This window comes from Peribacillus sedimenti, assembly GCF_046237635.1.
Lineage (GTDB): Bacteria > Bacillota > Bacilli > Bacillales > DSM-1321 > Peribacillus > Peribacillus sedimenti.
On record NZ_CP143547.1, the window covers coordinates 2,913,637 to 2,938,220 of the forward strand.

Below are 24,584 nucleotides of genomic sequence, written 5' to 3' on the forward strand. Positions count from 1 at the left end.
TGATTAAATAGATAGGATATTCCAAATACCTCGAGACTCCACTTTAAAGGACTCCTCAATATGCTGATAATCGTTCAACTGAGGCAATAGGTGAATGAAAACATAAAATACTACGACACCCGCTATGGACAGAAAACGGCTTCTTAGCGCGTCCAAAACCTGCTGCAAAACAAAAACTCAATCAAAATATTTAAAAAACCATCCTATAATCTTATTAATGGTGATTTTTGAAATATGTATACGGAGGGAAGAATTAGAATTCCCCCGCTTGATCATGCGATCAATTTTTCGCAGGCTTCCGCACATTTGAAGCAAGCTTCCGCGCATTTTTGACAATGATCGTGATTATGTTTTCTGCATTCATTCCCACATGCCTCGCAAATCGTTACGCATACTTCTGACAATTCAGAAAGAAAAGGTGTCTCCCTTACGATTGCCTGTTCCAAATATGCACAAATATCTGCACATTCTCGGTCTAAACGAATACATTCAGCCATCATTTGCATATTTTCTTCCTTTAGGCAAGAATCATAGCAATGATTACATGCCTCGATACATTCATGAAGCGCTTCGATGGCAGATTGATATTGTTGGTATATCATAAACCTTTTACCTCCTTGCATCTTATTTCTTTACTCGTAACCTTTCTTATCCTCGATTAAACCTTTTTTGTTGGACAAGGTGAGCCGTGAACGTGTAGATACGAATCATGAAATGGCATCGCTTAAACCGATAGAAGTATTAGTGAATGAAGAGGGAGGATAAAGCAAAAAGAATTACGGGATATTGGACTGTGGATATTGTGGTGCACCTTGAAGAAAGTGGTAACCGGTGTGTGCTAAGAATATCCATTTTGCTGTTACTCTTTTTTTACTGACTTTTTCCTCTTTCCGTCTCTTAATATGAATAAAATCTGAGCCACCCTTATATTCGGAAATAAATGAACATCAATAAAAACAGCAGAAGCACCCCTGCTGTCCAGCTAAAAAACCTTTTTTTGATCACGGTCTTCTTTTAATATTTCCACTGCTTCACGGAATCTCATGGAGTGGACAATTTCCCGTTCCCTCAAAAAGCGAAGCGAATCGTTTAGGTCGGCATCGTCGGACATATCAATCAACCATTGATAGGTAGCCCGTGCCTTCTCTTCCGCAGCAATATCTTCATATAAATCAGCAATCGGATCGCCTTTTGCCTGGATATATGCAGCGGTCCACGGCACACCGGCTGCGTTATGGTAAAACAATACACCGTCATGATTTGCATAATGATCCCCAAGCCCGGCATCCCTTAACTGCTGCGGTGTCGCATCTTTCGTAAGTTTATATACCATCGTCGCAATCATCTCGAGATGGGCAAATTCCTCTGTCCCGATGTCTGTCAACAGCCCGATCACCTTATCGGGTATCGTATACCGCTGGTTTAAATATCTCAGTGCAGCTGCAAGCTCCCCGTCCGCCCCGCCGTATTGTTCCATCAAATATTTGGCGAGTGTCGGGTTGCATGTACTTACTTTCACAGGATATTGCAGCTTCTTTTCATATACCCACATGGTCTCTCCTCCTTACACTTGCCATGGCCATGGACCTTTGTTCCAATCCCACTCGGGGCCCGGATCACCACTGACACCAAATTGCATCAAAGGTCCATATTTACTTTCAAAAACCTGCTTCACTTGTCTCGAGTGAATGGAATACTGGTTGAATTGCTGTAATGCAGTTTCATCGTCAGGATGAGTGTCAAGATAGAGTGTAAGCTCGACTAAAACGAAATCCACAGCCTGAATCTGCCGCATCAATTGATAATATTCAGCATCAGTTTGTTTGTTCAAATTAAGAATTCCTTTCTTTATATGGATTTTCGTAAAAGTCGTATAACGCTTTCCAAAGAGTTCCTCTCATCAATGCTTCATATGGTGGGAATTGTTCGAGATTAGGTGGCTGGAAATTCATGTATAAATGAGGGGGAGTACGATAGTATTTCCTTCCTATCGGCGGACAAGGATCAAAAGGGCTATAAAAGGGTTTATAAGCTTTTATCGGTGTATATTGAGCGGGGTTTTGAATATACATTTTTATTTCCTCCTTTCCCCAAAAAACTGTTCTGTTATAAAGGTATGCCTGCTTGGAAGGTTTATGATAAAATCACGGCCCGGCCTTAACAAATTGACTTGATTTGACGACTGAACTAGCAAGACGTTATAAACAAGAAAGAAAAAATATAGGGCACCCCACAAACTTCTTTTCCTACCTGAAAAAGCAACTTTATCATGGAATAAGTTATATAACCCAAAATATGGGAATAAATTTTTACAATCTATCCGCAACCATCTGTCGGTGGCCCAGGTAATAATTTTACAAAGCTTGGAAGAACCGGTTTCTCTGCCGTTCATTCGCGTAAAGAGATGGCGTCCGAAACCATTCAATTTGGAAGTAGCCGAATGCAGGAAGGACAGGAAGGACAATAAATGACCATCAGAAACTGTCTGGATTTAACCCCGCTGTTTTCAATCTTACCCTAACCTCCCCAGACCCGGGTGTGAAATCTTCCAGCTCAATGAGGGTGAGGCCTTCCATACCAGTTTTTCCAGCATGAACAAATGCTTTCATTCAAACATTCCCCTTTCCTATGTAGTTCAAATAATAGATTTCATATATCTATAATACTCTGAAAAATATTTTTTACATTATAATGTCGCATTGGTACTTGACGACACCCGCGGGCACTCACCACCGGTGGCGAATAATGAATGAAAGCTGCAGATATAATTGGTAGTTAGGTTCCATCAATTATGATACTATGATACAAACAATATTAGAGAAAAAGAGGCTATGGTTCATTAATGGACACTACTTTTGGTCGTGGATTTTAAACGGCTTTACAGGAAGAAAGGAATTTAACAATGAAACAAGGGGAAAATTCAAGATCGTTCGGCTTGCCGCTTACCATTTCGATTATCGCCATTTCATTTTCGGCGATTTTCGTCAAATGGTCCGATGCGCCAGCTTCTATTTTAAGTATGTACCGTATGTTATTTGCTAGCTTACTATTAACTCCTATGGTTTGGAAAAATCGGCAGGAACTTATCCAAATGCGTAAGAAAACAGGATTTCTGCTGTTCTTCTCAGGAATATTTTTAGCATGCCATTTTGTTCTTTGGTTTGGGTCGTTAAAGTACACGACGGTCGCTAGTTCGACGATTATTCTTGCTTTACAGCCAATGGTGTCGCTGATTGGCGGATTCTTTCTATTTAAAGAAAGAACCAATGCAGCCGCGCTTCTTACAATGGGCATTGCCATCATTGGAGCGATGATGATTGGCTGGGGAGATTTCGGCTTGAGTGCGGACGCGATAAAAGGGGATTTCCTTTCATTCTTTAGCGTTATAGCCGTCGTAGGTTATTTATTCATAGGTCAAACTATTGTTAAAAAATTGTCGCACTGGCTTTACAGCTTTTGCGTGTTTTTTTCTGCGACCATCGTTCTTTTCTTTTACAATCTATTCAATGGCGTAGAATTTACAAATTATCCGGGGAAGGAATGGGTTATTTTCCTTCTGTTAGCCACCGTTCCAACGATTAGCCATGTTATCAATAACTGGCTGCTAAATTATGTTAATGCTACGACTATTTCAATGAGTATTTTAGGTGAACCGGTAGGGTCAACGATCTTGGCTTACTTTATTCTTGGTGAGCAATTATCAGCATGGCAAGTGGCCGGTGGCGTACTCGTGCTGTTCGGCGTCTTCTTCTTCCTGACCAGACAACAAAAAAAAGGACCGGTAAGCAAACCAGAAATAACCGACACCCGCAAAATGGACATAATCGCGTAGACTTTAAAAAATCCCAAGTGAAGTTAATTGGGATTTTTCACTTCTTCAATCTGAAAATTCCATACTTCAGTTCTTAACAAATCCTGTTTTGATTTTAGTATAAACTTCTTTGGCGGCTTCGCTTGCTCGGATGAGGAGGATCTCATGCCGCCGATTGGAGCCTGGATTCGCCTCCTGAACTTTCAACTCGAACTAGACAGAGATCAGGAGCCGGAAAAGTAAGTAAAGCAGCAGCTTTTACTATATAATGTAAATATAAAAAAGATGGGGGATTATATTATGTTCGTTCAAGTCCGAAATATCACAGTAACCGAAGGCAACTCAGAGCAAGTGGTCCAAAGATTCAGCAAACCAGGAATAATCGAAGAGCAGGAAGGGTTTGTAGGTATTGAGATATTGGTCAAAAAGGTACGCCGCGGTGAAGAAGAAGTCATCGTCCTGGTGCGCTGGGAATCTGAAGACTACTGGAAACAGTGGGAGAAAAGCGACGCCCATATTGCTACCCATAAAGCGAACAGAGGTCAGCCAAAGCCTGAATACATCCTTAATACTGAAGTAGGCATGTATGAATTAAAAGCCGAAAAGAAGCCAGCGCAAATGTAAATCATACCTAAAAGATACCGGGAGCCTTTAAATAAGCGAACCAGGTATCTTTTTTACTTTTGAGACGGTCAATCCATCACCAATTGGGATAAGCAAAGATTCTAACTTAGGATGGCTGGCTACAGTTTCATTGAATTTTTTCATGGTCGCATAGCGTTTGGATTGTATACTCGGATCTGCCACACTTCCGTGAGCAAGAACATTATCAGCAACAATTAGAGCGCCCGGTCTCGCAAGCTCAATACAATACTTCAGGTAGTTTTCATAATTATCTTTATCTGCATCTATAAAGAAAAAATCAAAGCGCCTGCGTTCCTCTGCAAGTTTTTCAAGGTTTTTCAATGCCGGTCCCGTCAAATAAATTACTTGGTTTCCAAACCCTGCTTTCGATAAATGGTTCTGTGCCAGCTGTGCATACCTCTCCTCCAATTCAAGGGAAGTCAGATGGCCTTGTTCACTGAATCCGCGCTCAAGGCAAATCCCGCTATAACCGCCAAGAGCCCCGATCTCCAGGACATTTTTAGCCTCCGAAATGGATACAAGCATGGTAAGAAGCTTCCCTGATGAAGCCGATACCGATATCGACGGCATACCATTCTCTTTTATGGAAGAAAGCACTTCCTGTAAAATTTCATCTTCCACAGAGAACATAGTATCTATGTATCGATTAATTTCTTTAATCATAGCCCTCTTCCCCTTGTCTATTATGTTTATCTTTATTTTATCGGACGGTTTCATTAATTACTATTTTAAGAGTCTAACAATTACCCAAATAATCCCTCCTCTCCGTTGCTATATTTAAAACTAGCTAACCCGGACGATGTCCATCTCTGCAAAGAAATATCAAAGCAGGAAAAGGTTTAGATGATTCCCTTTTCCTGCCGAGTTACCTTGTCCCTATAAACCAAAAAATGATAAAAGCTTGTCCCAAAAGGATGTGCTTTCGGACTGGCTTTGAGGGGGATATTTATTGTACTCGCTGCCGCCAGCGGACGGCTTAAGGAAACACCTCTACTTCAAGGAGCTGAAACTGCCGATATCAACGGCGAACCACTAAAATTAAATGGCAAGCAGATTGGTCTCCTGGAATTTTATCAACAAAGCCTTTACCTTAGTGCTTGTAATAGCCTCAGCATCGATAACCTAGCCAAAACAGTCTGAACCATCTTCATATGAATCTAGCTTAAAACAAAAAATAAAAACACCCATTATGGATGTTTTTACTGTAGTAACTGCTACACATATATTTAATTTCGATTTATTGTCCTAATTAATGTCTCGTTCATCCTGTTCAAACTATAGTTTTTCAGCAAAATGATTTAATTTTTCGGACATCTTTTGCAGCTCTTCAATAAAAGCCGATATATTTTGTATGGAAGATGCTTGATCCAAGCCTATAGAGTTGATTTTCTGGATGGAATCCACCATTTCAGCTGTGGATGCCTGGGACTGCTGCAATGTCTCACGGATGGTATTGGTCGACGCTACTGTTTCACTCGAAAGTTTCCGGATTTCATTGGCGACAATGCCAAACCCTTTGCCTTTATCCCCTGCATGTGCTGCTTCAATTGCAGCATTTAATCCTAATAAATTGGATTGTTCAGCAATTTTCTTTATGATTTGAAGCACTTCACCGGACTTTTTTACATCCTCGGTAACGTGCTGTGACTCCACGATAAGCTGCTGAGTGAAGTCTGATAATGATACCGCCCCTTGTGAGACTTTACTCATGCCTTCATTCACCTGGGTTAAAGAATCCAACATTTGATCCGCCATATTCCTCAATTCGGTTTGACGCTTCATCGCAATCCCCATCCCGCCGATCAGGTTGCCTGATAAATCATAGATTGGAAGAGCCTTTGCTGTGAACTCAAATCCGTAGACATGCTCGGGTACATTCACAAGAATCGTTTTTTTCTGGCTCATGGCCTGTGCGATCGGAGTTTGAGCAGGCAGTACATCCCCTTCGTTTAATCCGAGATTTATATTGTCACCTGGAAAAACAGCGATGACGTTTTCCAATCCAGAGATTGTTATTGATGAATCGACCGGAAAACAACTTTTGATAACTGGAACAGCATCTATTAAAGAATCCAAAGAAGAAACTTTACTAAACATTCATGAAACCTCCAAACAGCTTGATAAGTCTATACACCCATATTTTCATTTATAATGGTAAATAAAAATGTATCTATCCGCTCTCGATTTTCTATTTTAATATAAGTTAAATTACTATATTACTACAAAATATCAATACAGGGCAATATTGTCAACATCATAATATTAAAATTAATTGTATCTAGTAGTCTCTTTGCATGGCTCATTTGTTGTAGATTAAGGAACTATTTTGTAGCGTTGGAATATGCACAATTTTATGTTTTAATCATTTTTACATATGAAAAAATGGTCTTTCGCAAGTATTAGAAAGACCTTTCTCAATATTTTGTGGTTACTTATAATTTGATACCCAACGGAATACAAACACTTTATTTCCGATGCCTTCTAGTTTTTAAATATTATATTGGTATTTTTTTACTTTTTCACAATTAAAAACTAACGAAAAATGATATGCAGGTCTAAGTACTACTCTTTTTTAACATGAATAACGTAAGGCAGCTCCGTGTGCTTATATGTCCGGTCTTCCTTACCAGATACAGACAGTGTAAGAGGAGAAATAACAGCTGGTTTTTGCGTTGGATACCAGTTGCGTCCAACTTTGACAACAACAAATACACCCCTTTCATCACCGAAGAAAGTAAAGATCTCATCATCACCTTTATAACGATCATACAAAAATGGCAGCTCATTTTGGAGACTTCGGATATCTTCTGTAGGCATACCCACCTCTGAAACATCATATAAACCCTTCTCCACAGGAACGTTTCGTTCAATGATCTCTAAGATGTTTCCATCAGGGTCGTAAAAGTAACATTGCTTTCCCTCCCAAAACATTAGCGTTTGTCCATTTTTATTAGGAATGAGGTTATCTTGATCCTCAAGCTTTTTGTAAAAGTGGTCAAAATTATGACTATCCGTTCTAAAACAAAGATGATAAAGCGCATTTTCCGTTGATCTTTCAAAGGTGATGGTTGTATTCCGTGCCTGACAGGTAAATGAGTCAGGGCTTTCATCCATTAAGACGCATTCTAAATCATCTGTGTAGAATTCTTTCATTCTTTCTAAATTACTTGCTGAAATCTTGATACTAAATATTTTCATTATTTTTCTCCTCCCTTTAAAAAGAAATCCGCTGACTGCGTTTATACGATACATACTAAATGAAAAAGATATGTTTTTCTTCAGTATAATTCATCATCTTTTCTACTGCTTTAGGCTTATAAAAATCAACTACTATATAGTATGATCCCGGATACTTTTTCCTTTATAAGAAAACTGCAATCTTCCCAACTAAAAAAAGCCAACAAAAATTTTATTGTTGGCCACAGGATTTTGGTTTTTACCATAATATAAGTTTAAATGATACTAGCTGATAGAAGTTTTTACTGAAAAGTGCAGCATTTCTTCCAACCCTTTATCCATAAACACAAGTCTATAGTTTAGAAGCCGCCTCCGCATCGACCATAAGCTCAGCATTTCTATGCTCTTTCAGTACAGATGATGGTACTTTATTTGTCACAGGTCCCTTCACCGTCTTTTCAATGATGTCCGCCTTCTTCTTCCCATCTGCCATCAGGATCACTTGCTTTGCTTGAAGGATTGTCTTTATCCCAAGGGTAATGCCTTTTTCAAGTGACATTGTCGTGCTGAAATATTTTTGCCCAACGGTCTGAGTCGTTTCATCCAAATTGACTAAATGTCGTATTCGTATTCCTTCACACCGAGTTCTTGAAAATCAAGAGGAAATCTCAACAATACTCGTATTCTTAAACTCTCAGCAAAACTTTCCCTTCATATTTGCGGCTTTCAATTAACTTATGCGCTTCCGCCGCCTCACTTAAATGAAAGATTTGAGCGATCGGTAGCGTAACCTGGTTGGATGCAAATAGTTGTATAGCTTTTTTTGCTACAGGTGCCAATCGTTCTGGATCATGCTGTCTTGTCGTACCCAGGCTGAAACCCTTTATATTTCGGCAGCTGCTATGGACATCACTTGTCGTAAAAGTACCAGCTAAACCGCTGCTGTTACCAAATTGTACAAGAGTGCCATATAATGCTAAGCAATCTAAACTCTTGCTTGTAACATCACCAGCGACTGAATCGAAGATAACATTTGCCCCTTTGTTATTTGTTTGCGTCAAAACTTCCTGTGTAAATGTTTCATATGTGCATGCAACATCAGCCCCTAATTTCTCCACATAATTTACTTTATCTGCACTGCCGACGGTTCCTATAATTTTTTGGACTCCAGCCAGTTTTGCCAATTGCACGAGCATTGAACCGACCCCGCCAGCAGCACTGTGTATAACAATGGCATCTGATTTTTGTACTTGTCCGATTTCATGTAAAAGTATATACGATAAGATTGATACAGTTGGCATCGCAGCAGCCTGTTCAAATGGTAAGCTGTCCGGGATTTTATACATTAAATTTTCATTTGCAACCACATATTCTGCATATGAACCACCTTTAGGAAAGGCAATCACACGATCTCCTGCGGAAAAAGAAGAGTCCGGTCCAGCTTCTACAACTATGCCCGCAGCATCCAAACCCAATATTAAAGGAAATCTCGCCTTTCCTTTATTTCCATTTCGGGCTTTGATATCCGCATAATTCACACTCGTGTAAGCTGCTTTTATTAAACATTGATTGTCTCTTATTTTCGGTATCTCAATATCCGAGTATGAAAGAACACTTGCGTCACCATATTCGGTTTGCACTACAGCCTTCATTTTTTTCATCTCCTAAACTTCGATCTTATTCTGTTTTTTACATATAGCTACATGGGTTTCCAGACAAGTTATATCATTTCAAATCCCTGGCCAAGTGTTGCTAGCTTCAGATCTCTCCTACTGCCAGGTTGTACTGCTGATGAGTCTGCATGCAGAATGCAGCCACTTTAGCTAAAAAAGAAGAAACCGCCCTTTTGGCGGCAAACTTATTATTGCAGGGAACTTTACCCCTGAAATTACCTTGCACAAAGAACGAAACTGTTTAATGACTGCTCCTGATGACTGGAAGCATTCATCAGCTCATAATAGCTGGAGACCAATGTTTGTATCATAGCGGGAGCACCGGCAAATTCTTTACGTATGCTATTGGCATAACTCTTTTCCCACTTTGCGTCTTGTAAGTATGTTGCATCGACTATAACTTGTTTAAAGATTTGAAAATCTGCTTTTTCAATCAACTCTTGAATTTGTGCTTTATGAAACAAGTTTTGAATATTCCCATCGTTTGCTACAAAATTCGAGTACAACGCCAATATGGAAGCCGCACAAAAATGGGCACGCTGCGATATCTATGTGAAATCAAGATCCCATTCTGCAAAGCATATACATTTAGCCATTCCCCGTAATTTTTGAAAATAGCGCAGTAAATCTTCCGGTTTCTTGAAGTACCAGGAGGAATGGGATAATACTGCTACATCAAATATCTCGCTGGATTCATATGTATCAAAATCCGTTTCAAAATGAAACGCAATTCGTTCTCCCAAAACAGACTTCTTGATGATGTCTGTTGCCTGGCCTAACGTCAACGGAGAGCCGTAATCCCGACTGGCAATATCAATGGCAATAACTTTTCCTTTTTCTCCAACTGCATCTGCCAGGGCTGCTGTTGTATCTCCCTGGCCGCAGCCGATTTCCAATACACTCATTCCTGTTTCAATCCCGAATGCTTCCACTAAATCCATTCGATGCTGCAACTGGACTTGCTGTATTTCATCTGTTTCGAATAGCTTATATGTCGATAGAAATGCTGCTGTTTTTCCGTTTAGTTCAATTGATGTCATTTTAGTTCCCTGTCTCCCTATCAATCTTTTTTTATTTTTGAAAGCGTCAGGCTGACTTATACATAATTCTTCAGCAATGACAGTTTTCCTGCTTTACCTAACTTCCCCCCTGTTCGCTTCAACCAGAAAAAAGGCCACAGCAAATGAATACAAAACCTAAGACAATTTTTACGCTAAGAGTCTGTTGATATTTGAAGTAAACAAATATAATAATGAATTTAAAGAATTCTAGTGAGGATGGGATATATGAATAAAGACTGGTCGGATCTCATAGCAAGAAAAATTACCGCAACCTTTGTCACAACTATCATCCCATCATTTATCCTGGGGGCATTATACATATCACAAGCCAATGATGCAGATCACAATAAATATCACCAGGGAAGTTCTTTTTTAGCATGGTCTGCGATTTATGTGATGTACATTGGAACAATAGTATTGGTGTATGGGAATTTAGTATCTCTAGGATTGGAATATATTAAAAACAGATGGTCGAATAATCATGTACGGTTATATGTTGGGTTGCATGGGGTATTTGGATTAGCCAATGGATTTATTTTTAGAGAAACAGCATTAGCGTTTTACGGCATGGCTGCCGCCTTGTTGTATGCTTGTATCGATAGATGGGTATATAAACGGATGGAAGAACAAAACGACATTAAGATGTTTTATCTAATTCCAGTACTTATTCTTAGTCTGCTATGGGGATACTATACGATTATTTCAGCGCCTGAACCCCCTTTTACGAAACACGATGCGGTTGCATTTGCGACTTCTGGTTCAGGAACCGCAGAAGATGATCTGTTCCCGAAGAAAATTGGGAAATGGCACGGAACAATAGAAGGATACCAGGTAGAAAGAGAAACTTCCGCAAAGAAAATCGGAAAAGAAAAATATGTGGTCACCTTCACAGAGAAATGGGAGAAGGACGGGGACAAAGGAACTTGGCATTCCTCCTATGAAGTCGGACGCGGAAGTTCGGGAAACCTGGGCGGAGAAACAGGTGATGAGCCTCCTTATAATAGGTACTCAAGGTAATGATCAGGCAGTGGCTATCCAATTTCTATTTATGTATGGATATAATGGTGGACTTGTCCTCCCCATAACAAGCTGCCCAAACAACAAATGGGATATCCCTAACTGTTACACTTTTAATTCAGATTTCACTATCTCTCCTATAGAAGCAAGAATAATGGAGTGATGATCTTTAGAATCTCCCTGTTTAATAAACTATAATCATTTTACATTTTAACAGGCCATTACTGTTTATTCATTTTCAAATAGTATTTTTGTATGTACCAAGACAATTCCTGGAATCCTTAGATCTTAATCGCAAAACCTTCAACACCCGGACCAATTTCTCGATGGAAATATTCATTTCCTATAAAAATCTTCAGAAGAAAACCATTCTAAAAAACGTTGATACGGATAATATGCAGTTCCGTTTAACTCTATTTTCGGCGCATCGGGATATTTTCTTAAAAGGTCGGTTACTTCCTCTCTACTTAAATTTAAATACATAGGCAATTGGGACTCCTTTATCAATGTTGGATATACGGATGGGCTCCCTTTAGGGTTTTTGAAATTCTTTAATCCATCTCCTATAAAATAGCCAAAAGCCGCTAACCCAACAGCTATCCAAAAAAAGCTAATATCCATTTTTCTTATCTCCTTCTCAATTAAGTCAGTTACTTTCAATACGATTTAATTAGAAAAAAGTTCCATATATTCCAATCTTACCTGTTTTTATTGTATGAGTCCTAGGACTATTTTTGCTTTCTTGGCTAAATGGGCCTTCTCCCTACTATCTTCCATAACATGAGCTGCACCCCTGCTATGATCAGCTACAATCTCTAGCTGAACAAGCTTATTTTAGCGCTGCTATATTTCTCCCATAAAAAAGCCTGCAATATGCAGACTTTTAGCCACAGTATTCAACAAAGGAAGGGATCCTGAACAGCCCTGCTTTTGTGTAATTCCTGAATTTTACCAGTCATTTGATTCTAGGTTCGATATAAATGAACTGCTTGTCTTCGTATATGATCAGGTCCCGGTACTGTCTATAAAACTGCTTCTCTTTTTCTGCAGGAGACATGAACTCCATAAGATTATGGAGAAGCAGCTCTCATTGATCGGAACAGGTGACCATAATTATCATGATTTTAAACGGGCAGTAGCGTTTATAGATAAATTCAAACTTGAACCCTTTTTATCCAAATTATATCCCTTTGAAAGATTTTAGGAAGCCTTTCAACTGATGGTAGAAGGAAAGCAATTCGGTAAAACTGATTATGAACTAAAATTGGTAGGCTCCCTCTGAGAAATTGCCATAAGGAGCTTTATTTATTGGTATGGGACACAGCTCCTGCTTACTCATTGATTATTTGCATATCTAAACGATCTTATTTATAAAAATACTGCTAAGCTATATCTATCCTCCAATTTCAACGTTATTTTTTTCAAATTCTACTACGGGCCATTTCAGTATTATGTATCATTTACATACTTGTTTGATTCCTTGTGTCGTTTTGAATTCTTACACGCTAATATATTGAGAATGCATACAAAACAGATGGTTACACATGAACTAATACCAGGTATCGTTTTTACTCTTATGTCCGTTTATAAAAATTATCAATATGATCAAAGACTTCCAATATAATGTCCTCGTTTAAGAATGGATTAAGCAATACAGCGCGAAGCCACCTATTTCCCCTGTAGGTCGGCAAGGATAAAAATATATTACCTTCCTGGATTAAATGTTGCTGCAGCCTATAATTCCAATTGTCTAAGGATTCCGGTACTCCACCAGAAATTCCCCTGAAACAGATTATATTCGTTTGGGGTTTGCTGGAAAGCTGGAGATAAGGACGCCTTTTTATCTCATCTCTATAAAGTTCCATCATCTTTAACCCATGATCAATAAGTTGTCCATATCCAGCAGTGCCTATTTGCTGTAACGATAGCCATAATTTTAAAATCTCCGCATGCCGGGTACCTTGGACACTGATCTCACCGATATTCGTAGTGACGGTATCGTTCATATACGGCGCTGTGATCCTGAAATTCTGTTCTAATATTTCTCCATTTTTAAACAAAACCATGGCACATGTCTTGGCAATGTACATCCATTTCTGGGGATTAAACGTAATGGAATTTGCGTTTTCTATGCCATTCAACAAGTTCTTGTGTTTATTCGAAAATATCAGGGCTCCTCCATATGCAGCGTCCACATGGAGCCACAAATTGTGCCTTCTTGCAATTTCAGAGATTTGCAGTATTGGATCGACACTGCCCGTTACCGTTGTACCTGCTGTCGCGACAATCGCAAAAGGTGCTTTCCCTTCCTTACTTGCACTTCTGATCCGTTGATCTAGATCCTTAACATCCATCTGTGAATCCTCATTGACTGATATAGGGATGACGGCATCCGTGCCCAATCCAAGAAGCATGGCAGCTTTCTGTATGGATGTGTGTGCTGCCTCGGATGTGAAAATGACCGGCTGCTTCTCCAACGAATGAAGGCCCTTGTGCAGACTCGAAAAAGCGTGATTTCTAGCAACCGCCAGGGCTTCCAGGTTCGCCAGGCTCCCGCCACTAAGCATGACGCCGCCGGAGCTTTCATCGTATCCAAAAAAGCTGGCAATTTCTTTGATGACCTGAGTCTCCATTTTCGAGAAGATTGGCGACATCTCTATGCTCAACATATTATTGTTCAGCAAGGAGCTAACAAATTCCCCTGCGCATGAGATTAATGTAGGTACGGAGTCCATATGGCCCATATATTTCGGATTCGCCACATTGATGGATTGCTCTATAACCCGCTGTAAACCTTCTACTATTTGTGCAGATGGAATGCCAATCCGAGGCAGAGATTCCATAAAAGAAACTTCATGGATTGGGACTGTTCTTTTGTTGTATGCATCTGTCAGGTGCTCAAGCATGCTTTCAGTTACTGAATCAACCAATTTCCTGTATTGGTCGAAATCATTACCATTGGGATTGATAAAAGCCAATTCAGCCAAATCCTTGATATTGATAGTAAACTCCCCTTTTTGACTAGGTATAGCACTTCTAAGATCGTGCTTTATGAAAATTGATTTAAAATCAGCATAAAAAAGGAATCAAGTACATCCGATTAATCTCGTTCTTAAAACTGTTTGCCTTTAATCCTATATTGGGCGAAATGACTAATGCAGGATAATTTCGCTATGTCTTTTGTAAATTCCTTCATTAATAAAAATGAATCAAAGGGAATGGATTGGACAAGTATCGTAATTTTTACAGACCCGATATAAACACTCAAAAACCAAATGAACAGCCATTTTTCCATTCAGACATTTTCCTCCATTCCCCCGCTTCATTTTCCAGGCACCAAATATGACAAAAGCCAAAAATTTAGCGATAATTGGCGTATAATAAGTGAAATTATACTCATTTCACCCATCTTAGATTCAAACAGAGTTTTTTAAAGGGAAGTGACCAGATGAAAGTTGCTTTAGTAACCCCTAATTTCCACCAGCCCAGGGGGAACACCGTTACGGTTCAGCGAATTGCGGATAAGCTGGAAAATCGGGGTGTAGAAACAGAGATTATTTCGATAACAGATGACAACATGATTACGGAGCTTCCGAATGCCGATATCATTCATGGCTTCCACGCCTACCATTTTTTTACCTTCAAGAAAAAACTGGAACAAAAGATCGATTCCTATGTTCTTACCATAACAGGAACCGATTTGAACCATGACTTATTTAATAATGCCAGACGTGCAGATGTGATTCAATCCGTGACAGAGGCAAAGGCCGTCCACGTATTTAACGAGAAGGCGAAACAAATATTGATCGAAGAAATTCCTGCTGTCTCAGACAGGATTTACGTTATTCCACAAGGGATAAGCGACCTTAACGACACAAAATTGACTATAGATAAAGAAGCAAACACCTTCCTGTTTGTCCTCCCTGCCGGAATAAGGAAAGTAAAAAATATTCCTTTTGCGATCAATATGCTAGAGAGGCTCCATGAAAAAGCGGGACATATTCGCCTTTTAATTGTCGGGCCAATCATCGAAGAGGACGAAGGCCAACTCGTCAAAGATCTCGTTGAAAAGAACAAGGATTGGGTACAATACATTGGACAAGTTCCCCACTCACTAATGGGTGCTGTCTATAAGCATGGAGATGCGATGCTTAATACATCACATTCGGAAGGACAATCTACTTCGATCATAGAAGCAATGGGCTATGGATTACCTGTTCTAGTTTCTAGCAATGAGGGGAATCTAAGTCTTGTCACACATGAACAAACTGGACTCGTCTTTAATGGCGAAAGCGAATTCCTTGATTATGCCGAGCGATTAGTCAATAATAACGAATTGAGAGAAACACTTGGAGGGGCAGCTCAAGAATATATTGCCAAACATCACTCTGATACATCGGAAGTGGAAATATTGCTAAATATTTATGAGTGCATACGAAAGCAAAATAGAGAACAAGTTTCCCAATAAGACATAACTCCCCTGGCTTCTCAAATGATAAAAAGGAGAAAAGAAGATGTCAAAAAAAGAAGAAATCATTAAATTGACTGCATTGTCAACAAAAGGTGGCTGAGGATGCAAAATTGGTCCTGAGGACCTGACGCAGGTTCTGCGTCATTTGCCGAAAGCAACACCTGATCCAAACCTGCTTGTCGGGCTGGATACTTCCGATGATGCTGGTGTATATAAAATTACCGACGACATCGCTCTAGTGCAAACATTGGACTTCTTCACTCCAATTGTGGATGATCCATATATGTTTGGCCAGATTGCAGCTGCAAACTCATTGAGTGACGTGTATGCCATGGGTGGAAAACCAATGACCGTCATGAATATCGTCGGCTTCCCAATCAGTACGTTAGATAAGCAAATCTTAGCGGATATTTTAGTCGGTGCCGCAGACAAGGTTAGAGAATCCGGTGCTGCCTTAGTCGGAGGGCACTCCATTGATGATCAGGAGCCAAAGTTCGGTTTATCCGTTACTGGAACCGTTCATCCTGATAAAGTGCTATCAAACGCTGGTGCTAAACCTGGCGACCGACTGATACTTACGAAACCAATCGGTGTTGGCATCCTTACAACAGCGATCAAAAACAACCTGCTTGGCCAAGAAGACATAGACAGAGTAATGGACGTAATGGCGACATTAAACAAAAATGCAGCCGAGTCCATGGAAGGCTTTAACGTAAACGCATGTACGGACGTGACTGGTTTTGGATTGCTCGGCCATGCCATTGAATTAGCCGAAGGAAGCAATGTCGGCGTCACGATTAACAGCAAGGACGTTCAGGTTCTACCTAGAACAAAAGAGCTTGCGGAGAAAAATATCATTCCAGGTGGTACGAGAAAGAACCATAAATGGCTAGCCGAAAGAATTGAATATGATGCTGGTATTAGTGAAATCGATCAACTAATCCTTTGCGATGCGATTACTTCAGGCGGGCTCCTTATTTCTGTACCTGAAGCTGAGGCTGAAGCCCTGCAGCGCACCCTGCTTGAGAAAAACGTAACTTCTTCTATTATAGGTGAGGTAACGGCCGAGATGCCGGGACGTATAAAAGTAATCTAAAAGGACTCGATTAGAGTCCTTTTTTACGAAATACATTTTTATTGCCTGAGAACACCCTTAACACAACTTGATTTGCTATTAACTAAATGAGGTGAAAGAATGAAAAAGTGGCTAGGTTTTGCATTAACACTTTGTCTTATAGTCATGTTAGCGGCTTGCGGCGACAATAATAAAACGGAAGAAAACAACAGTGGAGAGAAAAAGAATGAAGGAACGTCCGAGGCCTTTACAATTGGAGTGATTCCTGTACAAACAGAAGGTGCCATGGAAGGTGCCATGGATAAACTGCAAACCCTGTTGTCAGACAAGCTAAATCGTGATGTGAAAGTTGAAGTGTACCCGGATTATAACGGTGTTGTCGAAGCGATGAACTACGACAAAATCGATATGGCCTACTTCGGTCCTTTGACATATGTTGTCGCACATGAGAAAAGCGGAGCCGAGGCGATCATCACCCAGCTAATCGAAGGCGAACCTTTTTACCATTCCTATATCATCACGCATAAAGACAATCCTTACAATTCGCTTGATGACCTGTTGAAGAACCCTGCAAAAATTAATTTTGCATTCGGTGATATTAACTCCACTTCTGGTTCCCTTATTCCGTCGATCGAATTGAAAGACAGAGGCGTTTACCAATCTGAAGATGATAATAAATTTAAAACCGTACGATTCACAGGTTCACATGATGCTACAGCTTTAGCAGTCCAAAATAAGCAAGTTGACGCGGGAGCAATCGACAGCGCCATTTACAACCAGCTGGTTGAGTCTGGGAAAGTCGATGAAAAGCAGATTAAAACAATCTGGAAATCAGAGAAATTATTCCAATACCCCTGGGCTGTTCATAAGGATACCGACAAAGACACAATCAAAACACTGAAAGAAACATTTAAGGCAATCGATGACAAAGATATTTTGGGCGCATTTGGCGCAACTGGATTCACAGATGCTTCCAATAAAGACTACGAGAGTATCAGACAAGCTGCCATCAAACAGGGAATCATTAAAGAATAGAGCTGAACGCCATGTGGTTTAAACGTCGCAGTATTTTTACTATTATTTTGCTGGCTGCAGCAATATACATCAGCATGAAACTGACAGAATTCGATCTTACCAAGTTCAGGGATTTCCGGAACATGATTGACTTCCTGTCACAATGGTTTCCGATGGATACCACGGCGCTGCCTAGAATGGTGCGCGAAAGTTTTGAAACATTGGCAATCGCATTCCTGGGCAGTATTTTTGGACTGATTATTGCCCTTCCTGCCAGCTTTATTGCTGCACGGAATACATCGCCATCTACTGTGGTATATCACATATCAAGAGTGGTGCTAAGCTTTGTTCGCTCCGTTCCTGAAATTGTGTTTGGCTTAATTCTATTAACAGCATTGGGGCTTGGCCCCTTCCCTGCTGTTTTGGCGATTATGTTCCACAATATCGGTGTTCTAGGGAAATTGATATCAGAATTAGTTGAGGCTGCCGACCCTGGTCCGCAGGAGGCAATGAGAGCGGTAGGTGCAAAAAGTTGGTTTGCCTCCCTTTTCAGCATCCTCCCTCAAATTTGGCCCAATATATTATCTCAATTTTTCTATCGATTCGAAGTCGCCATCCGCACATCCTTAATATTGGGATTCATCGGGGGCGGAGGAATCGGTCAAAGGCTATTTAACGATTTTAAAACGTTTCAATACTCTGCGGTATCCCTTGATGTACTAGTCATTATGATTATCGTTGTGGCCGTTGACCTGTTCGGCAGTTATGTCAGAAATAGAGTTATTTAAAGGAGGCAGCGTAATGATAGAGTTGAGGAATGTATCTGTAAAATATCCAGGAACGAATCACCCTGCCCTATCGTCGATCAACCTTACATTTAACGAGGGCGAATTTGTCTGCATATTAGGAAAAAGCGGTGCAGGCAAGTCGACACTGATTCGCTGCATGAACGGTTTACAAAAACCCAGCGAAGGGGAAATATATTGGAATGGTCAGGCATTGTCAAAAAAGAATGAGGAACAAAAACGGCATGTACGCCGGGAAATGGGAATGATCTTTCAGCATTATAACCTGGTCCCCCGCCTTACCGTTATCCAAAATGTCCTGACAGGTATGTTCGGTTATCGCAATACGTTTAAGAACTTGATTGGCTGGTTTACAAAAGAAGAAATTGAGCAGGCCAAACAAGTAATCGATGATGTTGGACTAACTGATTTCGCAGAACGCAGAGTCGAACGTTTAAGCGGCGGCCAAAAACAAAGGGTCGGCATTGCCCGGGCTTTGATCCAACAACCGAGAGTGTTTCTCGGTGACGAGCCTGTCGCAAGTCTGGATCCGGGGACGTCTAATCACATCTTTTCATTGCTGAAAGAATTACATGAACGCCATCAGTTACTGACCCTGATTAATGTTCATGATGTAACATTAGCAAAGCGATATGCGACCAGGATTATCGCCTTAAAAAACGGAAAGCTGATCTTTGATGGCAAACCCGGCGATTTTACAGAAGACCTGTACGATGAAACGTACGGAGCTGATAAAAAAACCGTGCTTAGTCGTTAAACCCCTTTTGCTGTTGTCCGCAAATATGGAATAAAATGATAAGGGAGTCCTGAATATGAAGAGTCCATGAGTAGTTACAGACGAAAGAATCGTGTACGATTCTACGGATTCCAATGTACTCACTACTGTGGATTCACCACAGAAAAAGTCAGTGGCATTAACATTTGATGATGGCCCGAGCAAAGTCCTGCCGCAAATACTTGATGTGTTACAGGCAGAAAACATCCCCGCCGCCTTCTTCTGGCAATCCCGATTGCTTCATCGAAAAAGGCCATGGGAAAGAGTATTAAGCGAAGGGCATCAAATCGGCACCCATTCGATGAAACACCGGAACTTAACGGCCCTATCCTACGAAGAGCAATACCAGGATATCGCCAATAGCATAAAGAGCATTGAAGATATAACAGGACAGAAAGTAAAATACTTTCGGCCGCCGTTTGGCCAATTCAATAATGATACAATCTTAGCTGCAAAAGCATTAAACATAACTCCTGTTATGTGGAAGATTTCATCAATGGATTGGGAACTTAAATGCGACCCGCAGCAAATCATTACGAACGTGATAGAAAACCTGGAAGAAGGTGCTATTATCCTTTTGCATGAACTGCAGCAGACACTTGATGTGTTGCCTGAATTGATTGAGGAAATACGGGCTAAAGGCTACCACTTTACCCGGATATAAATGGCGACTTATATAGCTTAAAATTAATCGTTATAAAAGATATCGCAGCGAATTAGGATAGATAGCTATAGTTTGATTTGCAGCATTATTAACTTGAGGTTGTTATGACATTTGAATTAATCTGTTGCCGCGATAACACCTTAAAATATTGCTCTCAGAGCCTATGTTAAATCTGTATGTGATTTTACAAGAAACTCGCTGCAAGCAAACAAAGACCATAAAATGTTGAATAAAAGGGACCTCCTGTCAAGGATACAGCCAGATTTTAATAAATAATCTCATGAACTCACGCAGGAGTTTTAGTTTTTTCCAAAAGACAGGTAGGTTCTTGATCTTTTTTCGTCCAAGGCCCTACCTGTTTTATTTTCCTTTTTCTAATATAAGCTTGATAATTCGCTCAAAGTTTTTAGTCAGAAATTGGTCTGATACCTTATACCTTCATTCCAAATGAACCCACAGTTTCCCCGCATCATACCTGTTTCCCTGTTTTAACCGCTATATCTTCGCCGCAAGCTCCAAAAACATCAAGACTAATTTTTCTTTAATTTATGATCCAGTTTTTCAGCAACGTCAGAAGCATAACTAAATCAGTTATCAGTGTCGTCACAATTGTAACAGCAATTAAACTCATAACTCTAATACCTTTGGCTGGGCAGCAAATAGTAAGGCGAGGATTGCAGTGGTCATATCAAATGGTGTAATGGCCATAATATTCCCTCGAATAGGTTTTTATTGTTTGAAATCAACCGTGTGTAGAAGTTTTTCACTATGTATTAGGTAACCCACATTGCTGAATCTTCTTTATAAAGGCATTCGATATATAACACATGCCGCTATACCGGCTCAGTACAGGGATTAAACGTATTTCAATTTATTAAAAGCAAAAATCCCAAGCTGTTATCAGCTACTTGGTCAAGCTTATTGACTACGCACCATTGTAACCCACTACCCAAAGGGAAAACGTATAGATAGTTATAATAGTATAAAGCGTATATCGGAAAGAGTACAAATGATTTATTACTTACGCATATCCGTTATTCCGGTACACATTCGTTTTTTTCTTTTTCTTTTCCACGGGTAACAATCAAAAATCCTGTGACGCAGAAGAGGATTTCAGTCTACAATATTTGTTTTCATATAACGAAGAATACCCTCTTCAGGCTTAACAGCCTTGATGGAAGGACGAATCAATCCCTTAGTCTCCATCTGTTTGTTAAATTCAATCTGGATAAAAGGCGATCGAAATACTCCACCTGATGCATGAATAGGAATTGTTCCAAGTTGACGTGTCATGTTTTCGGCCAGCTCCACAAGGTGGGCAACACCTTTTTTCAAAATTTCCTTTGCAATAACGTCTCCTTTTTCAGCCGATTGGATCATAGAGGGAGTAATAAGGGCAATATCAGCATCTGAAATCCTCCCAGAATAAAGAAGATGGGCAATCTCGAATTCATCAGAGGTTCCAAGCCGCTCTTTCACTGACTCCACAAGCATAGTAGGGGGGGTAAGACCATTTATGCTTCGCAGTACAGCTTTGATCGTTTGAAGCCCGAACCAGTAACCGCTTCCCTCATCCCCAAGGAGATGTCCCCATCCGCCAAGACGGCGTTTTTCACCTTTTCCATTTTCCCCGTAAGCTATTGTCCCTCCGCCACTTATAATTACCATCCCTGGATTCCCTCCTGTGACTGAGAACCAGTTACCCAGATAATCTGGAATTATCCAAACATTGCTTACTTCTGGTAATATTTTGTCTACAATATTCCTTATGTATTGCACTATCTCATGCTCACCATGAAAACCACTTAGCGAAAAACAGATGTTTATATTCTGCACCCCGTCCAAAACCAGTTCAGTCAACACGTTCGTCACGATGTAGCCTAAACACTCCATGCCCCCTTCTGCTGCCGGATGAAGGACCGGTTTTTCAAACCATGTTCGTATTTTTCCTCGTTTCTCAAAGACGGTTACTTCTGATTTGGTTTGGCCACAATCTACTGCTACAAACCTCATTTTATCCCTCCGATCTTCCTAGGTGAACATGCCAGCTGGTGATGGAAACGGGATCAGTGATTGCAGTTCCAATAACAACAAAGTGAGCACCTTGTTCGAACGCCCTTTTTGTGTCCTCAGGTGTACGAATATGCCCCTCACACACACTGCGGATACCTCTTTCCACTAGGGATTTGATTAAAGGGAAATCTGGTTTTGGACGGTTATTGCTCTCCTCTGTATAGCCTGAAAGAGTGGTAGCGACAAAATCCGCCCCCATCCCCCATGCCCTTTCCCCTTCCTCTACGGTTGAAATGTCAGCCATAACTGGTACCCCAAGTTGGGAATGGATGCTTCGGATAAGTTGCTCGAGCATTTTGTTACTTGGCTGGAATTGTGACGTTGCTTCAATTGCAACTATGTCTGCCCCTGCCTCAACAATTCTCTTTGCATGGTCAAACGTCGGGGTGATGAAATAGCGTCCTTTAATCGTTGTGGGCACCTTATATATACCAATCACTGGAATTTTCACCCGTTCCTTAATTAACCGGATGTTATCTGGGTGGTCGGCACGGATAGCTGCCGCTCCCCCCATTTCAGCGGCCAGGGCCATCCGTGTAAGTATATGGGGATCATTCAATGGGTGGTCAACCCGCGCCTGGCATGAAACCACTACTCCATGTTTCAACCGTTCTAAATTCATGTATGCCCACTCCTTTAGTATAGTTTTCGGCTACTCGCCTTTGCCGTCCACTCCATCATCCTTTCTGCCTCATTACCCATCTGCTCCGATACTGACTGGAATAGAATATCTAAGATATGCAATTGGGAAATGATCGAGCTAAAGGAACTTCCCTCAGTCGGTTTTACCCTTGATGGACTCAAAAAAAGGATGTCCGCCTCTTTGGCAGCAGGTGACTTTCCATGTCCGGTGATACAAATGACCGTGGCTCCATTTTTCTTTGCTGCTTGCGCGACATCCACTGTATCCACAGTACTTCCGGATACGGATATTACGATCATTACATCGTTCGTACCAAGCAGAGCAGCCTTAACTGAACCGAGATGACTGTCGGTGATGCTCTCGACAGGAAGACCAAGACGGATAAAACGATAATGAGCATTCTGAGCTGTTGAACCCGAAGAACCGACTCCAAAAAGGAGAATTCGATTCGCCTTGGTTATGAATTCCACCGCTCTTCTTAATTCCGATTCCTTTAAGAGGCGTGTTGCATCCTGTATAAGCTCCATGTTTTTACGAGCAAGGCTTTGTATGATATTCACTTCCTCAACTAACGGTTCTGCCTGGGATGAAATTGACTGGGCAAGTGCGATTTTGAAATCCTGGAACCCTTTGTAGTGAATCCTCCTGCAAAACCGAAGGACACTTGTCTCACCGACCTCTGCTTTTTCTGCAAGATCAGTTATTGATCCATACATGACCCCTTGGGCTTCTTCAAGTACAATATTGGCTACCTTTTGTTCTGTTTTGGTGAGATTCGGATAGAGACTACGGATCTCAGATAATAGATTGATGGTTGTCGTATTCATACCTATCCCATCCTTCATGTATTTTTATCCCTTTACACTTCCAGCCGAAAGTCCTTTGACGAGGTACTTCTGAGCAAAGAACGTAAACAAAAGTGGTGGCAAGATGCTAAGAACCGTCGCAGCAGATATGTCCCCCCACTTGATCCCCCAGCTTGTAATGAACATAGTGGCTCCGAGGGTGACCGGTGTCGCCTCACTGAGCGCAATAATCACAGCAAACAGGTAATCATTCCAGGAAAAGATGAAAGTTAAAATACCTACACTTGCTACGCCTGGTCCCATGAGGGGCATTATTATGCGCCATAGGATTTGGAACACACTTGCCCCATCCATCACGGCTGATTCCTCAATCTCCTTAGGGATTTCCTGTAAAAACCCAATCATGATAAGAAGAGCCAGAGGAATATTCAGGAAAATATTTATCAGGACAAGTCCCGTCACCGTGTCTAACAGCCCCACCGCCTGGAACATCATATAATAAGGAATAGCGAAGATAATCGGTGGGAACAGACGGATTCCAGTCGCTAATGGCATCAGGCGTTTGGTACCGAACCCTAGACGAACGATCGAGTATGCGCTAGGCAGTGTAATTAGTATTACGAGGATACTCGTTGAAACGGAAAGCAAGATTGAGTTCAGCAAAAATTTTGGGAAATTGTATCCTGCCGCATACAACACGTTTTCAAAATGCTCCATGGTCGGTGAGAAGACAAATTTTGGGGGACTGGATGAGATGTCCCCTTCCGTCTTAAGACTGGTTAGGATCGTATTCAAAAGCGGGATGTTCAAAAATAAAGCAATAACCAGTACGATTCCGGTAACCGTCCAGCCTTTTTTTCGTTTCACGCAAAT

Annotated in this window: 28 protein-coding genes; 9 read left to right on the top strand and 19 right to left on the bottom strand. The window is 40.8% G+C overall.

The features are described from left to right. Positions 1 to 272 precede the first annotated feature (272 nt). The 5 genes from V1500_RS14405 to V1500_RS14425 form a co-directional block, all read right to left on the bottom strand. Positions 273 to 602 (bottom strand): four-helix bundle copper-binding protein, encoded by a 330-nt coding sequence (locus V1500_RS14405; protein WP_409300220.1) that lies wholly within the window; start codon positions 600 to 602, stop codon positions 273 to 275. 380 nt (positions 603 to 982) lie between these two features. Further along, a complete protein-coding gene (gene cotJC, locus V1500_RS14410) occupies positions 983 to 1,552 on the bottom strand; it encodes a spore coat protein CotJC (RefSeq protein ID WP_409300221.1) in 570 nt (189 codons plus the stop codon). A gap of 12 nt (positions 1,553 to 1,564) precedes the next feature. After that, positions 1,565 to 1,831, bottom strand: a complete 267-nt coding sequence (locus V1500_RS14415; protein ID WP_409300223.1) for a spore coat protein CotJB — start codon at positions 1,829 to 1,831, stop codon at positions 1,565 to 1,567. Between the two features lies 1 nt (position 1,832). Beyond that, complete coding sequence (locus tag V1500_RS14420; protein WP_409300225.1) at positions 1,833 to 2,072, bottom strand: spore coat associated protein CotJA; 240 nt, start codon at positions 2,070 to 2,072, stop codon at positions 1,833 to 1,835. A gap of 402 nt (positions 2,073 to 2,474) precedes the next feature. Further along, positions 2,475 to 2,609: a hypothetical protein gene (locus V1500_RS14425; RefSeq protein ID WP_409300226.1), complete on the bottom strand. Its 135-nt coding sequence runs from the start codon at positions 2,607 to 2,609 to the stop codon at positions 2,475 to 2,477. 293 nt (positions 2,610 to 2,902) lie between these two features. Here V1500_RS14425 and V1500_RS14430 point away from each other — a divergent pair, with 293 nt between their 5' ends. Together V1500_RS14430 and V1500_RS14435 are read left to right on the top strand one after the other, a co-directional pair. Beyond that, positions 2,903 to 3,832 (top strand): DMT family transporter, encoded by a 930-nt coding sequence (locus V1500_RS14430; RefSeq protein WP_409300228.1) that lies wholly within the window; start codon positions 2,903 to 2,905, stop codon positions 3,830 to 3,832. Positions 3,833 to 4,111: 279 nt separating this feature from the next. Further along, a complete protein-coding gene (locus V1500_RS14435) occupies positions 4,112 to 4,435 on the top strand; it encodes an antibiotic biosynthesis monooxygenase (RefSeq protein ID WP_409300230.1) in 324 nt (107 codons plus the stop codon). A 27-nt stretch (positions 4,436 to 4,462) separates the two neighbouring features. Here the strand turns inward: V1500_RS14435 and V1500_RS14440 are convergent, their stop codons facing one another. From V1500_RS14440 to V1500_RS14470, 7 genes are all read right to left on the bottom strand, one after another. After that, positions 4,463 to 5,116 (bottom strand): O-methyltransferase, encoded by a 654-nt coding sequence (locus tag V1500_RS14440; RefSeq protein ID WP_409306000.1) that lies wholly within the window; start codon positions 5,114 to 5,116, stop codon positions 4,463 to 4,465. 615 nt (positions 5,117 to 5,731) lie between these two features. Then, positions 5,732 to 6,553, bottom strand: a complete 822-nt coding sequence (locus V1500_RS14445) for a methyl-accepting chemotaxis protein (protein ID WP_409300232.1) — start codon at positions 6,551 to 6,553, stop codon at positions 5,732 to 5,734. 465 nt (positions 6,554 to 7,018) lie between these two features. Then, positions 7,019 to 7,654 (bottom strand): VOC family protein, encoded by a 636-nt coding sequence (locus V1500_RS14450; protein ID WP_409300234.1) that lies wholly within the window; start codon positions 7,652 to 7,654, stop codon positions 7,019 to 7,021. A 331-nt stretch (positions 7,655 to 7,985) separates the two neighbouring features. Next, positions 7,986 to 8,240, bottom strand: a complete 255-nt coding sequence (locus V1500_RS14455; protein ID WP_409300235.1) for a 6-phosphogluconolactonase — start codon at positions 8,238 to 8,240, stop codon at positions 7,986 to 7,988. Positions 8,241 to 8,319: 79 nt separating this feature from the next. After that, a complete protein-coding gene (locus V1500_RS14460) occupies positions 8,320 to 9,285 on the bottom strand; it encodes a zinc-binding alcohol dehydrogenase family protein (protein WP_409300236.1) in 966 nt (321 codons plus the stop codon). Between the two features lie 236 nt (positions 9,286 to 9,521). After that, on the bottom strand, positions 9,522 to 9,770 hold the full coding sequence (locus V1500_RS14465; RefSeq protein ID WP_409300238.1) for a hypothetical protein: 249 nt from the start codon (positions 9,768 to 9,770) through the stop codon (positions 9,522 to 9,524). An 84-nt stretch (positions 9,771 to 9,854) separates the two neighbouring features. Beyond that, positions 9,855 to 10,346: an SAM-dependent methyltransferase gene (locus tag V1500_RS14470; protein WP_409300239.1), complete on the bottom strand. Its 492-nt coding sequence runs from the start codon at positions 10,344 to 10,346 to the stop codon at positions 9,855 to 9,857. Between the two features lie 246 nt (positions 10,347 to 10,592). Between V1500_RS14470 and V1500_RS14475 the strand changes: the two genes are divergently transcribed. Then, a complete protein-coding gene (locus tag V1500_RS14475) occupies positions 10,593 to 11,384 on the top strand; it encodes a hypothetical protein (RefSeq protein WP_409300241.1) in 792 nt (263 codons plus the stop codon). A 336-nt stretch (positions 11,385 to 11,720) separates the two neighbouring features. Here the strand turns inward: V1500_RS14475 and V1500_RS14480 are convergent, their stop codons facing one another. From V1500_RS14480 to V1500_RS14490, 3 genes are all read right to left on the bottom strand, one after another. Next, positions 11,721 to 12,005: a DNA-binding protein gene (locus V1500_RS14480; RefSeq protein ID WP_409300243.1), complete on the bottom strand. Its 285-nt coding sequence runs from the start codon at positions 12,003 to 12,005 to the stop codon at positions 11,721 to 11,723. Between the two features lie 953 nt (positions 12,006 to 12,958). Next, positions 12,959 to 14,362 carry a pyridoxal phosphate-dependent decarboxylase family protein gene (locus V1500_RS14485; protein ID WP_409300244.1) on the bottom strand — a complete coding sequence of 468 codons (1,404 nt, stop codon included), beginning with the start codon at positions 14,360 to 14,362 and terminating at the stop codon, positions 12,959 to 12,961. Between the two features lie 134 nt (positions 14,363 to 14,496). Next, on the bottom strand, positions 14,497 to 14,679 hold the full coding sequence (locus V1500_RS14490; RefSeq protein ID WP_409300246.1) for a hypothetical protein: 183 nt from the start codon (positions 14,677 to 14,679) through the stop codon (positions 14,497 to 14,499). 153 nt (positions 14,680 to 14,832) lie between these two features. On the opposite strand from V1500_RS14490, the gene V1500_RS14495 reads away from it, so the two are divergent. The 6 genes from V1500_RS14495 (at position 14,833) to V1500_RS14520 (ending at position 20,189) form a co-directional block, all read left to right on the top strand. After that, positions 14,833 to 15,852: a glycosyltransferase family 4 protein gene (locus V1500_RS14495; protein WP_409300247.1), complete on the top strand. Its 1,020-nt coding sequence runs from the start codon at positions 14,833 to 14,835 to the stop codon at positions 15,850 to 15,852. A gap of 46 nt (positions 15,853 to 15,898) precedes the next feature. Then, complete coding sequence (gene selD / locus V1500_RS14500; protein ID WP_409300249.1) at positions 15,899 to 16,951, top strand: selenide, water dikinase SelD; 1,053 nt, start codon at positions 15,899 to 15,901, stop codon at positions 16,949 to 16,951. Positions 16,952 to 17,050: 99 nt separating this feature from the next. Next, positions 17,051 to 17,965 carry a phosphate/phosphite/phosphonate ABC transporter substrate-binding protein gene (gene phnD / locus V1500_RS14505; RefSeq protein WP_409300250.1) on the top strand — a complete coding sequence of 305 codons (915 nt, stop codon included), beginning with the start codon at positions 17,051 to 17,053 and terminating at the stop codon, positions 17,963 to 17,965. An 11-nt stretch (positions 17,966 to 17,976) separates the two neighbouring features. After that, positions 17,977 to 18,732, top strand: coding sequence for a phosphonate ABC transporter, permease protein PhnE (gene phnE, locus V1500_RS14510; protein WP_409300252.1), 756 nt, complete (start codon positions 17,977 to 17,979; stop codon positions 18,730 to 18,732). A 13-nt stretch (positions 18,733 to 18,745) separates the two neighbouring features. After that, positions 18,746 to 19,507 (top strand): phosphonate ABC transporter ATP-binding protein, encoded by a 762-nt coding sequence (phnC, locus tag V1500_RS14515; RefSeq protein WP_409300254.1) that lies wholly within the window; start codon positions 18,746 to 18,748, stop codon positions 19,505 to 19,507. 91 nt (positions 19,508 to 19,598) lie between these two features. After that, positions 19,599 to 20,189, top strand: a complete 591-nt coding sequence (locus V1500_RS14520; protein WP_409300256.1) for a polysaccharide deacetylase family protein — start codon at positions 19,599 to 19,601, stop codon at positions 20,187 to 20,189. Between the two features lie 1,113 nt (positions 20,190 to 21,302). Here V1500_RS14520 and V1500_RS14525 read toward each other — a convergent pair. From V1500_RS14525 to V1500_RS14540, 4 genes are read right to left on the bottom strand one after another with little or no spacing between them, the layout of a single operon-like run. Continuing rightward, on the bottom strand, positions 21,303 to 22,202 hold the full coding sequence (locus V1500_RS14525; protein WP_409300257.1) for a BadF/BadG/BcrA/BcrD ATPase family protein: 900 nt from the start codon (positions 22,200 to 22,202) through the stop codon (positions 21,303 to 21,305). A 1-nt stretch (position 22,203) separates the two neighbouring features. Further along, the gene (locus tag V1500_RS14530; protein ID WP_409300259.1) at positions 22,204 to 22,884 is read right to left on the bottom strand and encodes an N-acetylmannosamine-6-phosphate 2-epimerase; all 681 of its coding nucleotides are present in this window, start codon (positions 22,882 to 22,884) and stop codon (positions 22,204 to 22,206) included. A 14-nt stretch (positions 22,885 to 22,898) separates the two neighbouring features. Then, positions 22,899 to 23,732 (bottom strand): MurR/RpiR family transcriptional regulator, encoded by an 834-nt coding sequence (locus tag V1500_RS14535; protein WP_409300261.1) that lies wholly within the window; start codon positions 23,730 to 23,732, stop codon positions 22,899 to 22,901. 24 nt (positions 23,733 to 23,756) lie between these two features. Continuing rightward, a complete protein-coding gene (locus tag V1500_RS14540; protein ID WP_409300262.1) occupies positions 23,757 to 24,578 on the bottom strand; it encodes a carbohydrate ABC transporter permease in 822 nt (273 codons plus the stop codon). Between the last annotated feature and the right edge of the window lie 6 nt (positions 24,579 to 24,584).